The organism is Stenotrophomonas sp. SKA14 (assembly GCF_000158575.1).
In the GTDB taxonomy this organism is placed as follows: domain Bacteria; phylum Pseudomonadota; class Gammaproteobacteria; order Xanthomonadales; family Xanthomonadaceae; genus Stenotrophomonas; species Stenotrophomonas forensis.
In genome coordinates, this window is record NZ_DS999412.1 from 1,101,252 (window position 1) to 1,123,279 (window position 22,028).

Sequence of the window (22,028 nt, forward strand, 5' to 3'; positions counted from 1 at the left end):
CCACGGCTTATGACTGCCTGGAGCTGCAATGTCACGACTCGCTTCCGCCTGCCTGCTGGCCGGCATGATGACCGCTGCCTCGGTGGGGACCGCCGTGGCCGCTGAAGACACCGATCGCTACGCCTGGCTGGAGGACGTCACCGGCGACAAGCCGCTGTCCTGGGTCAAGGAACAGAACGCCAAGTCCGAGGCGCGCCTGGCGCAGACCCCGGCCTTCAAGCAGATGGAGACCAGCATCCGCGAGGTGCTCGACTCCGATGCCAAGATCCCCGGCGTGCAGAAGATCGGCGACTACTACTACAACTTCTGGAAGGACCAGCAGCACGAGCGCGGCCTGTGGCGGCGCACCACGCTGGCCGAGTACCGCAAGGCCTCGCCGCAGTGGGAGACCGTGCTCGACCTGGACGCGCTGAACAAGGCCGAGGGCGAGAACTGGGTCTGGCACGGCGCCGACTGCCTGCGCCCGGACTACAGCCGCTGCCTGATCGCGCTGTCGCGCGGCGGCGCCGATGCCGACGTCACCCGCGAGTTCGACCTGGCCAACAAGACCTGGATCAAGGACGGCTTCTTCCGTCCGGAGTCGAAGGGTGGCCTGAACTGGATCGACCGCGACACCGTGTTCGTCTACACCGACTTCGGTGCCGGCACCATGACCACGTCCGGCTATCCGCGCGTGGCCAAGCTGTGGAAGCGCGGCACGCCGATGGCCTCGGCCAGCGTGGTGTACGAAGGCAAGCCGGAAGACATGTACATCGCGGCGATGCACGATGACACCCCGGGTTTCGAGCGCAACCTGGTCAGCCGCACGCTGGCGTTCTACAACAACGAGATCTACCTGCGTGGCGACGACGGCACGCTGACCAAGATCGACGCGCCGAACTCGGCCGAGAAGGGCCTGCACAAGCAGTGGCTGACCCTGGAACTGCGCGATCCGTGGACCGTGGGCGGCAAGACCTACGCGTCCGGTTCGCTGCTGGCGACCAGGCTGGACGACTTCCTGGCCGGCAAGCGCGACTTCGAGGTGCTGTTCACCCCGACCGCGACCACCTCGCTGGCCAGTGCCACCTGGACCAAGAGCCACCTGGTGCTGAACGTGCTGGACGACGTCAAGAACCGCCTGTCGGTGCTGACCCCCGGCGCCGATGGCTGGCAGACCAGCCGCTTCGTCGGTGCGCCGGCCTTCGGCACCTTGGGCGTGGCCGCGGTGGACAGCAACGACAGCGACGCGGTGTGGCTGACCGCCACCGACTACCTGACCCCGACCACGCTGGCCCTGGCCGAGATCGGCCAGCCGCCGGAAACGCTGAAGACCATGCCGGCCTTCTTCGATGCCAAGGGCAAGGTGATCGAGCAGCACTTCGCCACCAGCAAGGACGGCACCCGCGTGCCGTACTTCGTGGTGCACGACAAGGCGATGAAGCTGGATGGCTCCAATCCGACCCTGCTGTATGGCTATGGCGGCTTCGAGATCTCGCTGACCCCGAGCTACTCCGGTGGCATGGGCCGCGCCTGGCTGGAGAAGGGCGGCGTGTATGTGGTCGCCAACATCCGCGGCGGTGGCGAGTACGGCCCGCGCTGGCACCAGGCGGCGCTGAAGCAGAACCGCCACAAGGCCTATGAAGACATGGCCGCGGTGGCACGTGATCTGGTCAAGCGCAAGATCACCACCGCCAAGCACCTGGGCGTGCAGGGCGGCAGCAACGGTGGCCTGCTGACCGGCAACATGCTGACCCAGTACCCGGAACTGTTCGGTGCAGTGGTGGTGCAGGTGCCGCTGCTGGACATGAAGCGCTACAGCCGCCTGCTGGCGGGCGCCTCGTGGATGGCCGAGTACGGCAACCCGGACACCAGCGACTGGGAGTTCATCAAGACCTTCTCGCCGTACCACCTGTTCGACGCGAAGAAGAACTACCCGCCGGTGCTGTTCACCACCTCCACCCGCGATGACCGCGTGCATCCGGGCCATGCCCGCAAGATGGCGGCGAAGATGATCGACGCCGGCAAGGACGTGACCTACTACGAGAACATCGAAGGCGGTCACGGCGGAGCAGCCAACAATGCGCAGGCCGCGCACATGTCGGCGCTGGCCTACAGCTTCCTGTGGGAGCGGTTGGGCGGCAAGTGATGGAATGAAAAACGCCGCCCTCGGGCGGCGTTTTTCTTTACCGGTAGTGCCGGCCGCTGGCCGGCAAACCGGGGATGTATGGGTGATGCCGTTGCCGGCCAGCGGCCGGCACTACCATCAACGTGATCCTTGCCAACGCTTCAGCCCGCGCGCAATCCGTGCCACCGCTTCCTGCAAGCGCGGTACTTCCTGCGTGTACGCCAGGCGCACGTGCTGGTTGGCGCGATGGAAGCCGAAATCCAGGCCCGGGGTGAACGCCACGTGCTCGGTTTCCAGGAAGTGGGCACAGAACGCCTGCGCGTCGTCAGTGAACGCGCTGACGTCGGCATACAGGTAGAACGCACCCTGCGGCTCGACTTCGATGCGGAAGCCCAGTTCGCGCAACGCGGGCAGCAGGAAGTCACGGCGCTGGCGGAACGCTTCGCGGCGCTGCTCGAAGATTGCCATCGATGCTTCGCTGAAGCAGGCCAGCGCTGCATGCTGGGCAATGCTCGACGCGCTGATGTACAGGTTCTGGGCGAGCTTCTCCAGATCGGGTACCGCTGCCGGCGGCGCCACCAGCCAGCCCAGCCGCCAGCCGGTCATGCCGAAGTACTTGGAGAAGCTGTTCAGCACGAACGCGCTGTCGTCCACCTGCAGCACGCTGGGCGCGTCCAGGCCGTAGGTCAGGCCGTGGTAGATCTCATCCACCACCAGGTGGCCACCGCGCGCGTGCAGGCTCTGCGACAGTGCCGCCAGTTCATCAGCGGACAGCACGGTGCCGGTCGGATTGGCCGGTGAGGCAACCAGCGCGCCGACGCTGTCGGCATTCCAGTGCTGTTCCACCAGCGAAGGGGTCAGCTGATAGGCGGTATCCGGCCCGACCGGCACCAGCTGCGCGCCACCTTCGACCAGGCGCAGGAAATGGCGGTTGCAGGGATAACCCGGGTCGGCCAGCAGCCAGTGGCGGCCGGGATCGACCAGCAGGCTGCTGGCCAGCAGCAGCGCACCAGAACCACCCGGGGTGACCAGGATGCGTTCGGGGTCGATATCCAGCGCGTAGTGGCTGCGATAGAAGCCGCTGATCGCCTGGCGCAGGGCCGGCAGGCCGCGTGCGGCGGTGTAGCGGGTGTGGCCGGCCGCCAGCGCGGCCTGGCCGGCGCGCACCACGGGTTCGGCGGTGGTGAAGTCCGGTTCGCCGATCTCCAGATGGATCACATCGTGGCCGGCCTGTTCCAGCGCCTGCGCGCGGGCCAGCAGGGACATCACGTGGAACGGGGCGATTTCATGGCTGCGCCGGCTGTAGCCCGGCGTGTGGGGCAGGGTACTCATGCGCCCATGGTACGCCGCGTGCCGGGGTCATGCGTTCGGGTAGTGCCGGCCGCTGGCCGGCATTACGGCTCGCTTCGGAGTTCATGGGGTTGCCGGCCAGCGGCCGGCACTACCGGCAGGGTTGCTGGCAGTCCTTCCGCGACCCAGACTCAGGCACAAGGACGCCATTGCATTGCCGCTCAAGGAGCCTTATCTCATGAAATCCACCCTCTGCCTGTTGCTCGCCAGCCTGATGACCACCACTGCCAACGCCGCCCCCCTGCCTGTTCCGCCGGACGCCGCCAGGCATCCGCACGTGGTCAAGGCGCCGTTCGGCGCGACCCGCAACGACGACTATTACTGGCTGCGCGACGACAAGCGCGAGAACAAGGACATGCTGGCCTACCTGCAGGCCGAGAATGCCTACGCCGACCAGCTGCTGGCACCGCTGAAGCCGCTGGAAGACACCCTGTACAAGGAGATCGTCGGCCGCATCAAGCAGGACGATTCCAGCGTGCCGGCGCGCGAGCGTGGCTACTGGTACTACAGCCGCTTCGAGACCGGCCAGGACTACCCGATCCATGCCCGCCGCAAGGGTGGCATGGATGCGGCCGAGGAAATCCTGCTGGACGTCAACGCGATGGCGGCCGGCAAGGGCTACTTCAGCGTCGGCTCGATGGAAGTGAGCCAGGACAACCAGCTGCTGGCCTGGGCCGACGATGACGTCGGCCGTCGCCAGTACACGATCCGCTTCAAGGACCTGGCGACCGGCAAGGTCCTGCCCGATGTGATCACCGGCAGCTCCGGCGACCTGGTCTGGGCCGACGACAACCGCACCGTGCTGTACGTCGAGAACGATCCGGAAACCCTGCTGACCGTGCGCGTCAAGAAGCACGTGCTGGGCACCCCGGCCAGCGCCGACAGCGTCGTCTACGAAGAGAAGGACGACAGCTTCTACATGGGCATCGGCCGCACCCGCGACGATCGCTTCATCACCATCGGCGTGCACAGCACCGTGTCCTCGGAAGAGCGCTATGCGCCGGCCAGCGACCCGACCACCTTCACCGTGCTGGCGCCGCGCCAGCGCGACCTCGAGTACGACGCCGATCACTACGACGGCCGCTGGGTGATCCGCACCAACGATGGCGCGAAGAACTTCAAGCTGGTCACCGCGCCGACCGACGCGACCTCGCGCGCGCAGTGGAAGGACTGGATCGCGCATGACGATGCGGTGTTCATCGAAGGCTTCGAACTGTTCGATGCGTACACCGCCATCGCAGAACGTTCTGAAGGCCTGGAGCGCATCCGCCTGCTGTTCAAGGACGGCCGCAGCGATTACGTGAAGGCCGACGAGCCGGCGTATTCGATGGGCCTGGGCGACAACACCGAGGCCGATACGCCGTGGCTGCGCTACGTCTACACCTCGATGACCACCCCGACCACCGTGTTCGAGCTGAACACCGCCACCGGCGAGCGCCGTCAGTTGAAGGTGCAGCCGGTGATCGGCTATGACGCCTCGAAGTATGAAACCGACCGCGTCTGGATTACCGCGCGCGATGGCGTGAAGGTGCCGGTGTCGCTGGTCTACCGCAAGGGCTACCAGAAGGACGGCAAGGGCGCGTTGTTCCAGTACGCCTATGGCAGCTACGGCATGTCGATGGATCCGTACTTCAACCAGACCGCGGTGAGCCTGCTCGACCGTGGCGTGGTGTATGCCATCGCCCACATCCGCGGCGGCCAGGAGATGGGCCGCGACTGGTACGAGAACGGCAAGCTGCTGCACAAGCAGAACACCTTCAACGATTTCATCGACGTCACCCGGGGACTGGTCGCGCAGGGCTGGGCGGCGAAGGATCGCGTCGCTGCCTCCGGTGGCAGTGCCGGTGGCCTGTTGATGGGTGCGGTGGCCAACCAGGCGCCGCAGGATTACCGGGTGATGGTGGCGCAGGTGCCGTTCGTCGACGTGGTCACCACCATGCTTGACCCCACCATCCCGCTGACCACCAACGAGTACGACGAGTGGGGCAACCCGGAGCAGAAGCCGTTCTACGACTACATGCTGTCCTACTCGCCCTACGACAACGTGAAGAAGCAAGCCTACCCGGCGCTGTTCGTCGGTACCGGCCTGTGGGATTCACAGGTGCAGTACTGGGAGCCGGCCAAGTGGGTGGCCAAGCTGCGTGACGACAACACCGGCCATTATCCGATCCTGTTCCGCACCAACATGGAAGCCGGCCACGGCGGCAAGTCGGGGCGCTTCCAGCGCTACCGCGAACTGTCCGAGTCGTATGCGTTCGTGCTGCAGCAACTGGGCATCGCCCAGCCGTGATCGCAACAGGGTGCCGGGCGTTGCCTGGCACCCTGAACCGGTATCCTTGCGGCCATGAGCGCGCCTGATCCTTCCGCCCCTCGCGATGCCCCCGCGCCCCCGCGCGTGGTGCGTTTCCGCTGGGCGTGGTGGCTGCTGGCCTACGTCAGCCTGGGCACCGGCATCGTCGGCATCTTCGTTCCGGGGCTGCCGACCACCGTATTCATCCTGATCTCGGCCTGGGCAGCTTCGCGCGGTTCCGAACGCCTGCACAGCTGGCTGCTGCAGCATCCGCGTTTCGGCCCTGCCATCGCCAACTGGCAGGCACATGGCGCGGTCAGCCGCTACGGCAAGTGGATGGCCACGATCACCATGGCGGTGTGCGCCGCCATCATGCTGTGGTGCGTGCCGATCGCCTGGGTGAAGTGGTTCTCGATCGGCAGCATGACCGTGGTGGCGATCTGGCTGTGGACGCGGCCGTTGCCGCCACCTGTGGATTGAGCGCCTGCGGTAGTGCCGGCCGCTGGCCGGCAACCCGATCCCCTGCACCAACCGCTCAGCCGCCAATGGCTATACTCGGGGCATGAAGATCCCCCATCGAAACGTCATCCTGATTCCGCTGGCAGCGGCCTCGCTGCTGTTCCTCGCCGCCTGCGGCAACAAGGGCCCGCTGGTGCTGCCGCAGAAGCCGGTGCCGGTGGAAGAAGCCGTCGAGCCGGCTGCCGAACCCGCCACCGAGGCGACCCCGGCGCAGACCGAGGGCAGCGGTACTCCGGCCACGACCGCGGACCCGGCCGCACCGACCACCCCGCCGGCGCCCGCGCCCGCGAAGAAGGCGGACGGCGGGAATGAGTAAGGCCGGCTCCACGGCCCTGCGCTTCAGCAAGATGCATGGCGCGGGCAATGATTTCGTAGTGATCGACCTGCGTGACGGCACCGCGCCGCCCACGCCCGAGCTGGCCGCGCGCCTGGCGGATCGCCATACCGGCGTGGGCTGTGATCAGATCCTGACCATCGAAGCGCCGCGTGCGGACGGTTCGGTGGCCTCCTACCGGATCTGGAATGCCGACGGTTCCAACTCCGAGCAGTGCGGCAACGGCGCGCGCTGCATTGCCGCGTGGCTGGTGCGCGAAGGCAGTGCGCAGGGGGATGTGTTCGTCATCGATAGCCCGCTGGCCAGCCATGAAGTGAAGGTGCTGGGCGATGGCCAGTTCGCGGTGACCATGGGCGTGCCGGCGTTCGAGCCGTCCAACGTGCCGCTGGTGGGCTTTGCCCACCCGCGCGAGGAATACCTGCTGCCGCTGCAGGGCGAGAGCGTGCGGTTCGCCGCGGTGTCGATGGGCAACCCGCATGCGGTGATCGAAGTGGGCCTGATCGATGCCGCACCGGTCGAGCGCGTCGGTGCGCTGCTGCAACAGCACGCGTCGTTCCCGCGCTCGGTGAACGTCGGTTTTGCCCAGGTGATGGGACCGGACCATGCGCGCCTGCGCGTGTTCGAGCGCGGCGTCGGCGAAACCCTGGCCTGCGGCAGTGGCGCCTGTGCCGCCGCCGTCACCCTGATGCAGCGCGGCCGGCTGCAGCGTGATGCACGCATCAGCCTGCCCGGTGGCGACCTGCGCATCCAGTGGCCGGGCGATGGCCAGCCGGTGGTGATGGCAGGCCCGACCGCATTCGTCTTCGAAGGGGAGTGGATCGCATGACCGAAACCGTCGACAAGCTCGGGGCCCACGAAGTTGCCGCCTGGTTGCGGCGGCATCCGGGCTTCCTCAAGCAGTTCCCGGACCTGGCCCTGACCCTGGTGGTGCCGCGTGACGACGGCCCGACCGCGTCGCTGGCCAGCTACCAGCTGGAAGTGCTGCGCGAGAAGAACCGCGAGCTGGCACGACGGTTGGCCGACCTGGGCGCGACCGCCCAGGTCAATGAACGCCTGGCGGTGCGCACGCACCAGCTGACCCTGGCGCTGATGAAGCAGGACAACGCCGCCGACACCCTGCGCGCGATGGCCGCTTCATTGCAGGAGGACTTCGCTGGCGACCTGGTACGGCTGGTGGTGCATACGCCGGTGGCCGGGCTGGAGCAGGCCGACTGGCTGCAGGTGATCGCCGCCGATGATCCGCAGCTCGGCCCGTTCCGCGATTGCCTGAAGGACGGCGAGCCGATCTGCGGCCGCCTGCAGCCGGAAAAGAATGCCGTGCTGTATGGCGTACGCAGCGAGGAAGTGCAGACCACCGCACTGCTGCCGCTGCCCGGTGTGGGCCTGATCGCGGTCGGCAGCCATGACCCGAACCGCTTCTACCCGGGCATGGGTACGTTGTTCCTGCGCATGATGGGCGACGCCCTGGCCACTGGCCTGAAACGCTTCGCCGGCTGAGCAGGACACGACGACGATGAGTGCGGTGCAGGCCTTCCTGCAGCACCTGCAGGTGGAGCGGCGGATGTCGGCGCACACGCTCGACGCCTACCGCCGCGACCTGGACGCGCTGTCGGTATGGGCCGAGCCGCGTGGCATGGCCGTGGAAGCGCTCGATGCCGAAACGCTGCGCCAGTTTGTCGCCGATGAGCATCGGCGGGGGCTGTCGGCCAAGAGCCTGCAGCGCCGCTTGTCCGCCTGCCGCAGTTTCTACGCCTGGCTGCTCAAGCACGGCCGCATCGAGGTCAGTCCGGCGGCGACGCTGAAAGCGCCGCGTGCACCGCGGCGGTTGCCGCAGGTGCTCGATGCCGACGAAGCGGTGCAGCTGGTCGAACTGGAACCGGAAGGTGAACTCGGCCGCCGCGATCGCGCGCTGCTGGAGCTGTTCTATTCCTCGGGCCTGCGCCTGAGCGAAGTCTGCGCGCTGACCTGGCGCGACCTGGACTTCGCCAGCGGCCTGGTCAACGTGATGGGCAAGGGCAATCGCCAGCGCCGGGTACCGTTCGGGCGGCCGGCACGCGAAGCGCTGCAGGCGTGGCGTGCGGAAAGCGGGGGCGGCCCGGCCTCGCCGGTGTTTCCCGGCCGCAACGGGCCGATCAGCCAACGCGCGGTGCAGATCCGCATCCGCCAGCTGGCGCAGCGCCAGGGCCTGTTCAAGCACGTGCACCCGCACATGCTGCGGCACAGTTTCGCCAGCCACATCCTGGAATCATCCGGTGACCTGCGTGGCGTGCAGGAATTGCTCGGCCACGCCGACATCGCCACCACCCAGATCTACACCCACCTCGATTTCCAGCACCTGGCCAAGGTCTACGACGCCGCGCATCCACGCGCCAAGCGCCGCAGCAAGGGCGACAAGGCTGAATAGCCCGTCCTTGATCTGGATCAGGGCAGGTCGGATGCAACCGGCGCACCGTGGCCGCAGGCCACGAGGACAGCGCCACCATGGCAAAGCCCATTCCGCTGCATCCCAGACACCCCGAGCGCATCTGCTGGGGCTGCGACCGTTACTGCGCCGCCGACGCGCTGGCCTGCGGCAATGGCTCCGGCCGCACCCAGCATCCGATCGAGACGCAGGGTGAAGACTGGTACCTCGCGTGGGGGATCGAGCCCAATCCGGAGCGGCCTTCGCAAGCAAAGCGCTGAACGGCAGCCATCCGTGCAGGCTTGATCGCACCCGGCGCTGTCCCCATGTCCCGTGAACAGCTATCGGAGGCCGCATGGACCCCAGTCAGAACCCCAACGTTTTCCACGCCACCACCATCGTCTGCGTCCGTCGCGGCGAGCACGTGGCCATTGCCGGCGACGGCCAGGTCACGCTGGGCCACACCGTGATGAAGGGCAATGCGCGCAAGGTGCGCCGCCTGGGCCGCGACGGCCAGGTGCTGGCCGGCTTCGCCGGTGCCGCCGCCGATGCCTTCACCCTGTTCGAGTTGTTCGAGGCCAAGCTGGAAAAGCACGGCCAGCTGCAGCGCGCGGCGGTCGAGCTGGCCAAGGATTGGCGCACCGAGCGCCGCCTGGGCAAGCTGGAAGCCCTGCTGGCGGTGGCCGACAAGGAAACCTCGCTGATCATCAGCGGCACCGGCGATGTGATCGAGCCGGAGGACGGCATCATCGCCATCGGTTCCGGTGGCTCCTATGCATTGTCGGCTGCCCGCGCGCTGATGGCGCACACCGAACTGGATGCACGCACCATTGCCAGCGAGGCGATCGGCATCGCTGGTGACATCTGCATCTACACCAACCGCAACGTGGTGGTCGAGGAGCTCTGAGGGTCGTGCCGGTCGCTGGCCGGCACCCTCATGATCCCCCACGCGCGTGCCTGGTTGCCGGCCCGCGGCCGGCACGACCGACAACGAATCCGTGAGCACATCCATGTCGAAGATCGAAGTTTCCTCCGCCACCATGACCCCGCGCGAGATCGTGCAGGAACTGGACCGGCACATCGTCGGCCAGCACGACGCCAAGCGCGCGGTGGCCATCGCCCTGCGCAACCGCTGGCGCCGCATGCAGCTGGTGCCCGAGCTGCGCAATGAAGTGATGCCGAAGAACATCCTGATGATCGGCCCGACCGGCGTCGGCAAGACCGAGATCGCGCGCCGCCTGGCCACGCTGGCCAACGCGCCGTTCGTCAAGGTCGAAGCGACCCGCTTCACCGAAGTGGGCTACGTCGGCAAGGACGTCGAGCAGATCATCCGTGACCTGGCCGATACCGCAGTGAAGCTGTACCGCGAACAGGCCAAGGTGCGCGTGCGTACGCAGGCCGAAGAACGCGCCGAAGACCGCATCCTCGATGCGCTGTTGCCGCGCCGCAGTGGCGGCATCGGTTTCGATCCGGACGTGGCCCGCAACGAGCCGTCGGCGCAGGACAACGAGACCCGCATCAAGTTCCGCAAGATGCTGCGCAATGGCGAACTGGACGAACGCGAGATCGAACTCGACCTGGCCGCCAATGTCAGCATGGACATCATGACCCCGCCGGGCATGGAGGAAATGGGCCAGCAGCTGAAGTCGATGTTCGCCAACCTCGGTGGTGGCGCCAAGGCGCACAAGCGCACGCTGACCATCAAGGCCGCGCGTCCGCTGCTGATCGAGGAAGAAGCCGGCAAGCTGGTCAACGAGGACGATATCCGCACCGCGGCGATCGAAGCCTGCGAACAGCACGGCATCGTCTTCATCGACGAGATCGACAAGGTCGCCAAGCGTGGCGATAGCGTGGGCGGTGGCGACGTGTCGCGCGAGGGCGTGCAGCGCGACCTGCTGCCGCTGGTGGAAGGCTCCAACGTGTCCACCAAGTACGGCACGATCAAGACCGACCACATCCTGTTCATCGCGTCGGGCGCGTTCCACCTGGCCAAGCCCAGCGACCTGATTCCGGAACTGCAGGGCCGATTCCCGATCCGCGTGGAGCTGGGCGCGCTGAGCAAGAACGATTTCGTGCGCATCCTGACCGAGCCGAAGGCCGCGCTGACCAAGCAGTACGAAGCGCTGCTGGCCACCGAGGGCGTCAAGGTCAGCTTCACCGCCGATGCCATCGAGCGCCTGGCCGAGATCGCCTTCCAGGTGAACGAGCGCCAGGAAAACATCGGTGCGCGCCGCCTGCATACCGTGCTGGAGCGCCTGCTGGATTCGCTCAGCTACGAGGCACCGGATCGTGACGGCGAGACGCTGGCCATCGACAGTGCCTACGTTGATGCCCACCTGGGCGAGCTGGTGCAGGACCCGGACCTGAGCCGCTACATCCTGTAATGCACAAGGCCGCCGAAAGGCGGCCTTTTTTTGCGGCGCGAAGGGCATCCACGCATGGCGTGGATTCACTGTCTGATGCGGTAGGCCTGCAGTACCTGGTCGATCACCGCGTTGGTGCGGGCGGCGCTGAGGCCGGTCGAGGGCGAGCGCCCGTGGCCGCGCAGTTCGTCCACGAGGGTGGCAATCAACGGCTGCTGGATCGAAGGCGGGTTCGGGATCTCGAACGCCTGCATGCCCGCGTCGGTTTCCAGCAGCACCGGGACGTCCTCGAAGGTGGCAAAACGCAGCTGCCCACGGTCGCCGGTGATCTCGATTTCATCCTGGCGGCGGAACGCACAGAAGCTCCACTGCGCGATGCCGTGCGCACCGGTTCCGGTGCGGAAGCACATCGAGACGCTGTCCTCGGCGGCGTACGCGCCTGCCTGCGAACTGGCCAGGCCGCTGACATCGCCCAGCGGGCCCAGCAGATGGTCGAGCAGGTCCAGGGTGTGCGAGCCGAGATCGACGAACAGGCCGCCGCCGGAGATCGCGGGGTTGGTCCGCCAGAAGTCCGGCGATGTGGCATGCGCCGAGTGTGGCCGGTGCAGGGTCGCGCGCACGCTGCGCGGCGTACCGATCGCGCCGCTGTCCAGCAACTGCTTGACCTTCGCGAAGCGGGGCAGGGCGCGGCGGTAATAGGCAACGAACACCGGTACGCCACTGCGTGCGCTGGCCTCCAGGATGCGTTCGCACTCGCCAAGGTCCATCGCCATGGGCTTTTCGATATAGACCGGCTTGCCCGCCGCAATGGCCTGCAACGCGTACTGCATGTGGGTGGAGGGCGGCGTGGCGACGTAGATCGCATTCACCTCCGGATCGGCGATGAGCGCATCGGCATCGGCATACCAGCGGGGAATCGCATGGCGCCGTGCGTAGTCCTCGGCCAGTACCGCATTGCGGCGCATCACTGCAGCCACCCGTGAACCGGGCGTGCCGGCCAGCGCAGGGCCACTCTTCTTTTCGGTGACGCTGCCGCAACCGATGAAGCCCCATACCACGTTGTCCAGGATCATCGCTGCGTTTCCGGGGAGAAGCAGGGAGGGTGCAGGGCCGCAACGGCAGGCGCAACCCGGTTCACGCCTCCGGCAACGGCTCGGGCACCGTTCCGGGCACGAATACGCCGTCCTTCACGTAGGCGGCCAGGGTCATGTCCAGCGCGAGCATGCCGTCGCGCTTGAGGTCCATCAGTTCCGGTTCGACCATCGCGCCGTGCAGTACGCCCAGCACCGTGGCGTGCAGCATGCGCGCGGCGATCTTCGGGTCGGCGCCGTCGCGCAGCTGGCCCAGGTCCCCGGCCCGGCGCAGGGCGCGCTCCATCCGGTCCAGCGCATCGCGGAAGCCGGCCTGCTGCAGTTCGGTCAGCACCCTGGTATCGGCCGAGGCATCGCTGCGCAGCATGATCTCCATGGTCTTGCGCAGGCGCTCGTCCTCGGACAACTCGATGAACGAGTGGATCATCACCGCGCGCAGGTCATGCACCGGCGTGTCGCGCTGGTCGGTGGAGGTGCGCTCCAGTTCCTGCATGAAAGGCAGATGCACGCGCTCGACGATCGCGGCCAGCACCTCGCCCTTGTTCTTGAAATGCCAGTAGACCGCGCCACGGGTGTACCGGGCGCGGGCGCCGATCATCTCCAGCGTGGTACGGGCCACGCCGTGTTCATGGAAGCAGGCTTCGGCGGCGTCAAGGATGCCTTCCCGGGTTGCCTGGGTGTCCTCTTTGGTCTTGCGGGCCATGGGTGTGGGTACGAGTGCGGGTGAAACGTGGCTGAATTGTACCGGTTTACAAACAAACACGCATGTATGTATATTTCGCACCCATCATTCCCGCCGTGTGCGTGGCAGGCCCGTTCTGGCTACCACTCACCGCCGGCATGCGTTGTCTGCTGGCGCTTTTGGCCCGTATCAGCGTTTTTTGAGATTCCTTCCCCTAAGAGCCTTTCCGTCATGTTGCTGAGCCGAATCCGACCTTTCGCGCTGTCGCTGGCCATCGCCGCGACCGTGGCTGCCTGTGGCGGCCAACCCCAGGCCCCCGAACAGGGCCCGGGTGACGTCACCGTGGTCACGCTGAAGTCAGAGACCGTGGGCCTGACCCGCGAACTGCCGGGCCGCACCAATGCCTTCCTGGTGGCCGAAGTGCGCCCGCAGGTCAACGGCATCGTTGCCAAGCGCCTGTTCACCGAGGGCGGCATGGTCAAGGCCGGCGAGCCGCTGTACCAGCTCGATGACGCCAGCTACCGCGCCCAGGCCAACAACGCCCGCGCCCAGCTGGCCCGCGCCGAAGCCACCGCCAACGCCGCCCGGCTGAGCGCCAAGCGCATCACCGAGCTGGCCAAGGTCGACGCGGTCAGCCAGCAGGACCTGGAAAACGCCGTGGCCGCGCAGAAGCAGGCCGAGGCCGACGTCGGTGCCGCCAAGGCCTCGCTGGACGCGGCCAACGTCACCCTCGGCTACGCCCGCATCACCGCGCCGATCAGCGGCCGCATCGGCAAGTCCAGCGTCACCCAGGGTGCGCTGGTCAGCGCCGGCCAGGCCAACGCGCTGGCCACCGTGCAGCAGCTGGACCCGATCTATGTCGACCTGACCCAGTCCTCGGCCGAGCTGCTGCAGCTGCGTCGCGAACTGGCCGCCGGCCGGCTGCAGGACAACCAGACCCTGCCGGTCAGCATCCTGATGGAAGACGGCAGCACCTTCGAGCACAAGGGCACGCTGGAGTTTTCCGAGGTCAGCGTCGATCCGGCCACCGGCAGCTTCGGCCTGCGCGTGAAGGTGGACAACCCTGACGGCCTGCTGATGCCGGGCATGTACGTGCGTGCGGTGATCGGCGGTGGCGTGCGCAGCGATGCAGTGCTGGTGCCGATGCAGGGCATCGCCCGTGATCCGAAGGGCGACACCACGGCGATGGTGGTCGACAAGGACAACAAGGTCGAAGTGCGCCCGGTCAAGGTCAGCCGCACGGTCGGCGACAAGTGGCTGGTCGATGACGGCCTGAAGGCCGGCGACAAGGTCATTGTCGAAGGCCTGCAGAAGATCGGCCCCGGCATGCCGGTCAAGGCCACCGAGAAGGGCGCTGCACCGGCAAAGCCGGCGGCAGCGGCCCAGCCTGCCGCCCCGGCCGGCGACGCGAAGTAAGCGGAGAACCCCATGGCACGCTTTTTCATCGATCGACCCATCTTCGCGTGGGTGATCGCCATCATCATCATGCTCGCCGGCGGCCTGGCCCTGTTCAAGCTGCCGGTCTCGATGTACCCCAACGTCGCACCGCCGGCGGTGGAAATCAGCGCCACCTATCCGGGTGCATCGGCCAAGGTGGTCGAGGACTCGGTGACGCAGATCATCGAGCAGAACATGAAGGGCCTTGATGGCCTGATCTACTTCTCCTCCAACAGCTCGTCCAACGGCCAGGCCACCATCACCCTGACCTTCGAGAGCGGCACCAACCCGGACATCGCCCAGGTGCAGGTGCAGAACAAGCTGCAGCTGGCCATGCCGCTGCTGCCGCAGGAAGTGCAGCGGCAGGGCATCAACGTGGCCAAGTCCAGCTCGGGCTTCCTGAACGTCATCGCGTTCGTGTCCGAGAATGGCAGCATGGACGCCAACGACATCGCCGACTACGTCGGTTCCAACGTCGTCGACCGTCTGAGCCGCGTGCCGGGCGTGGGCAACATCCAGGTGTTCGGTGGCAAGTACGCCATGCGCATCTGGCTGGACCCGAACAAGCTGCACACCTATGGCCTGTCGGTTGCCGAAGTGACGGCAGCGGTAAAGGCCCAGAACGCCCAGGTGGCGATCGGCCAGCTCGGCGGTGCGCCGTCGGTGAAGGGCCAGCAGCTCAACGCCACCATCAACGCGCAGTCGCGCCTGCAGACCCCGGAACAGTTCCGCAACATCATCGTGCGCGGTGCGCAGGACGGTGCCGAACTGCGCCTGGGTGATGTCGCCCGCGTCGAACTGGGTGCCGAGTCCTACGACTTCGTCACCCGCTACAACGGCCAGCCGGCCAGCGGCCTGGCGGTCACCCTGGCCACCGGCGCCAACGCGCTGGACACCGCGGCCGGCGTGGATGCCGCGCTGCAGGACATGAAGAGCTTCTTCCCGGCCGGCCTGAAGGCCGAGATCCCGTACGACACCACCCCGTTCGTGCGCGTATCGATCAAGGGCGTGGTGCAGACCCTGATCGAAGCGATCGTGCTGGTGTTCGTGGTGATGTACCTGTTCCTGCAGAACTTCCGCGCCACCCTGATCCCGACCATCGCCGTGCCGGTGGTGCTGCTGGGTACCTTCGGCGTGCTGGCGATGCTGGGCTTCTCGGTGAACATGCTGACCATGTTCGCGATGGTGCTGGCGATCGGCCTGCTGGTGGACGATGCCATCGTGGTGGTGGAGAACGTCGAGCGCATCATGTCCGAGGAAGGACTGTCGCCGCTCGAAGCGACCCGCAAGTCGATGGGGCAGATCACCGGCGCGCTGGTGGGTATCGGCTTGGTGCTGTCGGCGGTATTCGTGCCGATGGCCTTCATGAGCGGCTCCACCGGCGTGATCTACCGCCAGTTCTCGGCCACGATCGTCTCGGCGATGGCGTTGTCGGTGCTGGTGGCGATCGTGCTGACCCCGGCGCTGTGCGCGACCATGCTCAAGCCGCTGAAGAAGGGCGAGCACCACGTCGCGCACAAGGGCTGGTCCGGCCGTTTCTTCAACGGTTTCAACCATGGTTTCGACCGCACCAGCGAAAGCTACCAGCGTGGCGTGCGCGGCATCATCCACCGTCCGTGGCGTTTCATGGGCATCGTGGCGGCGCTGTTCGTGCTGATGGGCGTGCTGTTCGTGCGCCTGCCCAGCTCGTTCCTGCCCAACGAGGACCAGGGCGTGCTGATGGCGCTGGTGCAGGCACCGGTCGGTGCCACCCAGGAGCGCACGCTGGAATCGATCACGGCGCTGGAAAACCACTTCCTGCAGAACGAGAAGGATGCGGTGGAATCGGTGTTCTCGGTGCAGGGCTTCAGCTTCGCCGGCATGGGACAGAACGCGGGCATGGCCTTCGTCAAGCTGAAGGACTGGAGCGAGCGTGACGCCGACAATGGCGTGATGCCGATCACCGGGCGCGCGATGGCGGCACTGGGCCAGATCAAGGATGCCTTCATCTTCGCCTTCCCGCCGCCGGCCATTCCGGAACTGGGTACCGCCTCGGGCTACACCTTCTTTCTGAAGGACAACAGCGGCCAGGGCCACGAGGCCCTGGTGGCCGCGCGCAACCAGCTGCTGGGCCTTGCCGCCGGCAGCAAGAAGCTGGCCAACGTGCGTCCGAACGGCCAGGAAGACACGCCGCAGTTCCGCATCGACATCGATGCGGCCAAGGCGACCTCGCTGGGGCTGTCGATCGACCAGATCAACGGCACCCTGGCCGCCGCGTGGGGCAGTTCGTACATCGATGACTTCGTCGATCGCGGCCGCGTCAAGCGCGTGTTCGTGCAGGCCGACCAGCCGTTCCGCATGGTGCCGGAGGACTTCGATCTCTGGTCGGTGAAGAACGACAAGGGCGAGATGGTGCCGTTCAGTGCGTTCGCCACCAAGCACTGGGACTATGGCTCGCCGCGCCTGGAGCGCTACAACGGTGTGTCGGCGATGGAAATCCAGGGCGAACCGGCCCCGGGTGTCGCCTCTGGTGATGCCATGGCCGAGATCGAACAGCTGGCCAAGCAGCTGCCGGCGGGCTTCGGCATCGAATGGACGGCGATGTCCTACCAGGAACGCCAGGCCGGCTCGCAGACGCCGCTGCTGTACACGCTGTCGCTGATGATCGTGTTCCTGTGCCTGGCCGCGATGTATGAAAGCTGGAGCGTGCCGACCGCCGTGCTGCTGGCCGCTCCGCTGGGCATCCTCGGTGCGGTGCTGGCCAACACCTTCAAGGGCCTGGAACGCGACATCTACTTCCAGGTGGCGATGCTGACCACGGTGGGCCTGACCAGCAAGAACGCGATCCTGATCGTCGAGTTCGCCAAGGAAAACCTGGAGAAGGGCGCCAGCCTGATCGAGTCGATCATGCACGCCGTGCGCGACCGCCTGCGCCCGATCGTGATGACCTCGCTGGCCTTCGGCATGGGCGTGGTACCGCTGGCGATCTCCACCGGTGCCGGCTCTGGTGCCAAGCAGGCGATCGGCACCGGCGTGCTCGGCGGCATGATCGTCGGCACCGTGCTTGGCGTGTTCTTCGTGCCGCTGTTCTTCGTCGTGGTGCAGCGCGTGTTCAAGCGCAAATCCGCGACGTAATCGAAATGGTCGCGCCGGCCCCTGGCTGGCGTTATCGAAGCGGTAGTGCCGGCCGCTGGCCGGCATCACCTCCTGCCTTCCGGCAGTACCGATGGAAGTCATCCCATGAAAAGTGCATCCCTGTTCCTTTCCATCGCCGCCGCGCTCGCGCTGGCCGGCTGCTCCACCCTGGTCCCGAAGAACACCGCCGTCGCGCCGGCCATTCCGGCGCAGTGGCCGGCCGAGGCCACGCAGGGCCAGGTGGCCGATGTCGCCGCCGTCGGCTGGCGCGACTTCTTCACCGACGCGCGACTGCAGCAGGTGATCGACCAGTCGCTGCAGAACAACCGCGACCTGCGCGTGGCCGTGCTCAATGTGGAACGCGCACGCGGCCAGTACCGCGTGCAGCGCGCCGATCGCGTTCCTGGCGTGGCCGTCACCGGCCAGATGCAGCGCCAGGGCACCGATGCCGGTGTCACCGAGCAGTTCAGCGCCGGTGTCGGCGTGGCCGAGTTCGAGCTGGACCTGTTCGGTCGCGTGCGCAACCTCAGTGAGGCGGCGCTGCAGCAGTACTTCGCTGTCGCGGCCAACCGCCGCAATGCGCAGTTGAGCCTGGTGGCCGAGACCGCGACCGCGTGGCTGACCTATGGTGCCGACGCACAGCGGCTGAAGATTGCCGATGCCACGCTGAAGACCTACGAGGATTCGCTGCGCCTGGCCGAAGCCCGCCATGAGCGCGGCGGCAGTTCGGCGCTGGAACTGACCCAGACCCGTACGCTGGTGGAAACCGCGCGTACCGATGCCGCACGCCTGCGTGGGCAGCTGGCCCAGGACCGCAACGCGCTGGCACTGCTGGCCGGTGGCCAGCTGGATCCGTCACTGCTGCCGGACAGCATCGAACCGCAGCTGCTGGCGCTGGCACCGCCGCCGGCCGGCCTGCCCAGCGACGTGCTGCTGCAGCGCCCGGACATCATGGCCGCCGAACACCAGCTGCTGGCCGCCAACGCCAACATCGGGGCGGCACGTGCGGCGTTCTTCCCGAGCATCTCGCTGACCGGCAGCATTGGCAGTGGTTCGAGCGAACTGTCCAACCTGTTCGACAGCGGCACCCGCGTGTGGAGCTTCCTGCCGAAGATCACCCTGCCGATCTTCCAGGGCGGCAAGCTGCGCGCCAACCTGGCCATCGCCAATGCGGACCGTGATATCGCTCTGGCGCAGTACGAGAAGTCGATCCAGGTCGGCTTCCGCGAAACCGCCGACGCGCTGGCGCTGAATGTCAGCCTGGATGAGCAGGTGAGTTCACAGCAGCGCCTGGTGGACGCGGCCGAACAGGCCAACCGCCTGTCGCAGGCGCGCTACGACGCCGGCCTGGACAGCTTCGTCACCCTGCTCGATGCACGGCGTACCGCCTACAACGCGCAGCAGACGCAGCTGCAGGCGCAGCTGGCCCAGCAGGCCAACCGCATCACGTTGTACAAGGTGCTGGGTGGCGGCTGGCACGAGCGCAGCTGAGAGAAGCCGGCCAGCGGCCGGCTCTACCTGATGATCGATGGGAGTGCCGGCCGCTGGCCGACATTGTCATTCCAAGGCCTGCTACACCGCCTCATCGTCGCGGCGGGTGGCATGGCAGGCGCGCACCCGTGCCAGCGCGTCGCCGGCTTCGCGCGCCATGCGCTCGTACTCGCGGCGGATCTCTTCCAGTCGCTCTTCGTCCAGTTCTTCCAGATCCAACAGCTCGTTGTTGGCTTCGGCCGTCGCGCGGATCAGCTCGTCGAGCTTGATCTGCATCGCCGCGGTGTCCGAGTTCTGCGTGTGCTGGATCAGGAACACCATCAGGAAGGTGATGATGGTGGTACCGGTGTTGATCACCAGCTGCCAGGTGTCGTTGAAACCGAACAGTGGGCCACTGATGCCCCAGATCACCACGATCGCGACCGCAGCCAGGAAGGTCCACGGCGAACCGGTGGCGGCCGCGGCCTTCTTGGCGATCGTATTGAACAGGTTTCTTGCTTTCATCGTCGTCGTCCCACTCAGGTGACGAAGATGATCGGCAGTGGCTTGTGCAGAGGCCGTGCAGCTCAGGCGCGCAGGCGCGGAGCATCCTGCAGGCGCACCCGGCTGGTCTGGTAGACGTGCTGCCAGCAGCGGTCGACGAATTCGCGGGCCTGGGCTTCACTCAGGCGCGGCATGATCTGCAGGGCGTACTGGGTCTGGAACATCTCGTCGCGCTGCGCATTGCTGGCGCGCGGCTGGGTGATCAGCGAATCGCAGGCGAACTTGATCCACGGTACGTACGAGCCGAACGAATTGTGCGGCAGTGCGCCGTCGGCATGCTGGCGACGCCAGTGGTCAAGCTCGGCGTCTACGTTGATGACCGGGGGAATGGTGGGAACTTCAGCGTGCATGTCGATCCAATCGGTTGAAGTGGATGGGAGTGGGGGTTCATCGCAGTGTGGCCTGAGCGGCAGTGGATGCCGCGTCAGGGAGATGTGCAGCCAGCGTTGCGATTGCCGATCAGTTGCGCATGCTCGACCGCGCCCATTTCTTCGGCCATGTCGGCCATTGCGTTGCACAGGCGCTCGTGGTCGAGCGGACGACCCTGTACCAGTTCCAGCTGCAGGCCCTGGTAGGCCGTCCAGAACAGGGCGCCACGCTGATGCAGCGCGAACTGCTGCTGCAGGCGCGTGCGGATGGCGGCGAGGATCGGGTCGGGCGTGGGGCGTACGGCGTGCGCGCGCATGGCTGGCTCCGCCGGGGGAAGTAGGTCCCGGTAGCCCCACCCTAGGCGGCCTGCACGGGTGGGGTGTTACCGCAGCGTGTGCAGGCAGTCCAGCTGACTGTGCACGGGTTCACAGCAATCGCCGCAAACGCTGCCGGCACTAGGGCGTGCCAGCACTGAAGCGTTCATTAAGCAGGTTCAACAGTACGCTGCGCGGTGCTCATTCGCCGATGTCTTCGTTCCAGATCTCCGGATGCTGCGCAATGAAACCGCCGAGCAGATCGACGCATTCCTGGCTGTCGAGGTCGATCACGTTGACGCCGTTCTCGCGCAGCCAGGCGATGCCGCCCTGGAAGGTGCGCGATTCGCCCACCACCACGGTGCCGATGTTGAACTGGCGCACCAGGCCCGAGCAGTACCAGCACGGGGCCAGGGTGGTGACCATGATGGTGTCCTGGTAGCGGCGCTGGCGGCCGGCCTTGCGGAACGCATCGGTCTCGCCGTGCACCGACGGGTCGCCTTCCTGCACGCGTCGGTTGTGGCCGCAGCCGAGCAGGCGGCCGTCGTTGTGGTACAGCGCCGCGCCGATCGGCACGCCGCCTTCGGCCAGGCCCTGGCGGGCTTCGGCGATGGCGGTCTGCAGCAGGGCCTGGTAGTCGGGCGTGGTGATCATGCGGGGCTCCGGTAAGTCGTGGCCCGCCATGATACGGGCAGGGGGTGCCGCTGGCTCCCGGCGGTGCGATAATCGGGGCCATGAGCGAATCCCCCTACAAAGCCGGTACCACCCATTTCGGGTTCCGCGACGTCGCCGCCAAGGACAAGCAGAAGCTGGTCGGCCAGGTGTTCACGTCGGTCGCGCGCAACTACGACCTGATGAACGACCTGATGAGCCTGGGCGTGCACCGGGCGTGGAAGCGCTACTACGTGGCGACCGCGCAGGTGAAGCCGGGCGACCGCGTGCTCGACCTGGCCGGCGGCACCGGCGACATCGCCGCCCTGCTGAAGGAGCGCGTTGGCGCCGAGGGTTCGGTGGTGCTGGGCGACATCAACGCCGGCATGCTGTCGGTCGGCCGTGACCGCCTGACCAACCGCGGCCTGGTGCTCGGCCTGGACTACGTGCAGTGCAACGCCGAAGCCCTGCCGTTCCCGGACAACAGCTTCGATCTGGTCACCATCGCCTTCGGCCTGCGCAACGTGACCGACAAGGACGCCGGCCTGCGTGAGATGTACCGCGTGCTGAAGGTGGGCGGCCAGGCCCGCGTGCTGGAGTTCTCCGAAGTCACCGCCGACTGGTTCAAGCCGATCTACGACTTCCATTCGTTCCGGATACTGCCCAAGCTGGGCAAGCTGTTCGCCAACGATTCGGACAGCTACCAGTACTTGGCCGAGAGCATCCGCAAGCACCCGCCGCAGGAAGAACTGAAGGCGATGATGGGGCAGGCCGGTTTCGAGCGCTGCCACTACAAGAACCTGACCGGCGGCATCGTCTCGATCCATTCCGGCTACAAGCTGTAAGTCGTGCCTTGGTAGGTGCCAACCTTGGTTGGCACGCCCAGGCCGCGGTCATCCGCTCTGGTGGGTGCCGACCTTGGTCGGCACGGGCCTGCCGCGGTCATCGGCTTTGGTGGGTGCCGACCTTGGTCGG

At 66.8% G+C, this 22,028-nt stretch carries 21 protein-coding genes; 14 read left to right on the forward strand and 7 right to left on the reverse strand.

Annotated elements, in window-relative coordinates; translation table 11 throughout:
* Positions 1–28: 28 nt before the first annotated feature.
* Positions 29–2,125, forward strand: a complete 2,097-nt coding sequence (locus SSKA14_RS05140) for a prolyl oligopeptidase family serine peptidase (RefSeq protein WP_040007071.1) — start codon at positions 29–31, stop codon at positions 2,123–2,125.
* 117 nt (positions 2,126–2,242) lie between these two features.
* Here the strand turns inward: SSKA14_RS05140 and SSKA14_RS05145 are convergent, their stop codons facing one another.
* On the reverse strand, positions 2,243–3,436 hold the full coding sequence (locus SSKA14_RS05145; RefSeq protein WP_008264787.1) for a pyridoxal phosphate-dependent aminotransferase: 1,194 nt from the start codon (positions 3,434–3,436) through the stop codon (positions 2,243–2,245).
* A 196-nt stretch (positions 3,437–3,632) separates the two neighbouring features.
* Between SSKA14_RS05145 and SSKA14_RS05150 the strand changes: the two genes are divergently transcribed.
* The 9 genes from SSKA14_RS05150 (at position 3,633) to hslU (ending at position 11,382) form a co-directional block, all read left to right on the forward strand.
* Positions 3,633–5,744 (forward strand): oligopeptidase B, encoded by a 2,112-nt coding sequence (locus SSKA14_RS05150; RefSeq protein WP_008265261.1) that lies wholly within the window; start codon positions 3,633–3,635, stop codon positions 5,742–5,744.
* Between the two features lie 54 nt (positions 5,745–5,798).
* Complete coding sequence (locus tag SSKA14_RS05155; RefSeq protein WP_040007073.1) at positions 5,799–6,224, forward strand: YbaN family protein; 426 nt, start codon at positions 5,799–5,801, stop codon at positions 6,222–6,224.
* A gap of 82 nt (positions 6,225–6,306) precedes the next feature.
* Positions 6,307–6,579 carry a lipoprotein gene (locus SSKA14_RS05160; protein WP_008264654.1) on the forward strand — a complete coding sequence of 91 codons (273 nt, stop codon included), beginning with the start codon at positions 6,307–6,309 and terminating at the stop codon, positions 6,577–6,579.
* Complete coding sequence (gene dapF / locus SSKA14_RS05165) at positions 6,572–7,423, forward strand: diaminopimelate epimerase (RefSeq protein ID WP_008268161.1); 852 nt, start codon at positions 6,572–6,574, stop codon at positions 7,421–7,423. The genes SSKA14_RS05160 and dapF overlap by 8 nt, the downstream gene beginning before the upstream one ends.
* Positions 7,420–8,094, forward strand: a complete 675-nt coding sequence (locus SSKA14_RS05170) for a DUF484 family protein (protein ID WP_008268609.1) — start codon at positions 7,420–7,422, stop codon at positions 8,092–8,094. Before dapF ends, SSKA14_RS05170 begins: the two co-directional genes overlap by 4 nt.
* Positions 8,095–8,110: 16 nt before the next feature.
* Complete coding sequence (gene xerC / locus SSKA14_RS05175) at positions 8,111–9,001, forward strand: tyrosine recombinase XerC (RefSeq protein WP_008265281.1); 891 nt, start codon at positions 8,111–8,113, stop codon at positions 8,999–9,001.
* A gap of 77 nt (positions 9,002–9,078) precedes the next feature.
* Positions 9,079–9,279 carry a DUF3079 domain-containing protein gene (locus SSKA14_RS05180; protein WP_040009376.1) on the forward strand — a complete coding sequence of 67 codons (201 nt, stop codon included), beginning with the start codon at positions 9,079–9,081 and terminating at the stop codon, positions 9,277–9,279.
* A 74-nt stretch (positions 9,280–9,353) separates the two neighbouring features.
* Complete coding sequence (hslV, locus tag SSKA14_RS05185; RefSeq protein ID WP_005411093.1) at positions 9,354–9,905, forward strand: ATP-dependent protease subunit HslV; 552 nt, start codon at positions 9,354–9,356, stop codon at positions 9,903–9,905.
* Between the two features lie 103 nt (positions 9,906–10,008).
* Positions 10,009–11,382, forward strand: a complete 1,374-nt coding sequence (gene hslU / locus SSKA14_RS05190) for an ATP-dependent protease ATPase subunit HslU (protein WP_008264930.1) — start codon at positions 10,009–10,011, stop codon at positions 11,380–11,382.
* Between the two features lie 65 nt (positions 11,383–11,447).
* On the opposite strand, the gene SSKA14_RS05195 is transcribed toward hslU, so the two are convergent.
* Both SSKA14_RS05195 and smeT read right to left on the reverse strand, forming a co-directional pair.
* Positions 11,448–12,434, reverse strand: a complete 987-nt coding sequence (locus SSKA14_RS05195) for a Gfo/Idh/MocA family oxidoreductase (protein WP_008264884.1) — start codon at positions 12,432–12,434, stop codon at positions 11,448–11,450.
* A gap of 61 nt (positions 12,435–12,495) precedes the next feature.
* Positions 12,496–13,155 carry an efflux transporter SmeDEF transcriptional repressor SmeT gene (smeT, locus tag SSKA14_RS05200; protein WP_008265584.1) on the reverse strand — a complete coding sequence of 220 codons (660 nt, stop codon included), beginning with the start codon at positions 13,153–13,155 and terminating at the stop codon, positions 12,496–12,498.
* Positions 13,156–13,365: 210 nt separating this feature from the next.
* On the opposite strand from smeT, the gene smeD reads away from it, so the two are divergent.
* The 3 genes from smeD to smeF all read left to right on the forward strand — a co-directional run bounded on the left by smeD (position 13,366) and on the right by smeF (position 19,176).
* Entirely contained in the window at positions 13,366–14,550 is a 1,185-nt protein-coding gene (gene smeD / locus SSKA14_RS05205; RefSeq protein WP_008265543.1) for a multidrug efflux RND transporter periplasmic adaptor subunit SmeD, read from the forward strand.
* A 12-nt stretch (positions 14,551–14,562) separates the two neighbouring features.
* On the forward strand, positions 14,563–17,685 hold the full coding sequence (gene smeE, locus SSKA14_RS05210) for a multidrug efflux RND transporter permease subunit SmeE (RefSeq protein ID WP_008264888.1): 3,123 nt from the start codon (positions 14,563–14,565) through the stop codon (positions 17,683–17,685).
* Between the two features lie 105 nt (positions 17,686–17,790).
* Complete coding sequence (gene smeF / locus SSKA14_RS05215) at positions 17,791–19,176, forward strand: multidrug efflux RND transporter outer membrane subunit SmeF (protein WP_040007075.1); 1,386 nt, start codon at positions 17,791–17,793, stop codon at positions 19,174–19,176.
* Positions 19,177–19,257: 81 nt separating this feature from the next.
* Here smeF and SSKA14_RS05220 read toward each other — a convergent pair whose 3' ends face one another.
* The 4 genes from SSKA14_RS05220 to SSKA14_RS05235 form a co-directional block, all read right to left on the reverse strand.
* Positions 19,258–19,680 carry a low affinity iron permease family protein gene (locus SSKA14_RS05220; protein ID WP_008267004.1) on the reverse strand — a complete coding sequence of 141 codons (423 nt, stop codon included), beginning with the start codon at positions 19,678–19,680 and terminating at the stop codon, positions 19,258–19,260.
* 62 nt (positions 19,681–19,742) lie between these two features.
* Positions 19,743–20,069, reverse strand: coding sequence for a hypothetical protein (locus SSKA14_RS05225; protein WP_008266057.1), 327 nt, complete (start codon positions 20,067–20,069; stop codon positions 19,743–19,745).
* 74 nt (positions 20,070–20,143) lie between these two features.
* A complete protein-coding gene (locus SSKA14_RS05230; protein WP_008266493.1) occupies positions 20,144–20,404 on the reverse strand; it encodes a hypothetical protein in 261 nt (86 codons plus the stop codon).
* 199 nt (positions 20,405–20,603) lie between these two features.
* The gene (locus SSKA14_RS05235) at positions 20,604–21,056 is read right to left on the reverse strand and encodes a nucleoside deaminase (protein WP_008265099.1); all 453 of its coding nucleotides are present in this window, start codon (positions 21,054–21,056) and stop codon (positions 20,604–20,606) included.
* 80 nt (positions 21,057–21,136) lie between these two features.
* Between SSKA14_RS05235 and ubiE the strand changes: the two genes are divergently transcribed.
* Positions 21,137–21,898 (forward strand): bifunctional demethylmenaquinone methyltransferase/2-methoxy-6-polyprenyl-1,4-benzoquinol methylase UbiE, encoded by a 762-nt coding sequence (gene ubiE, locus SSKA14_RS05240; protein WP_008267586.1) that lies wholly within the window; start codon positions 21,137–21,139, stop codon positions 21,896–21,898.
* Positions 21,899–22,028: the final 130 nt, after the last annotated feature.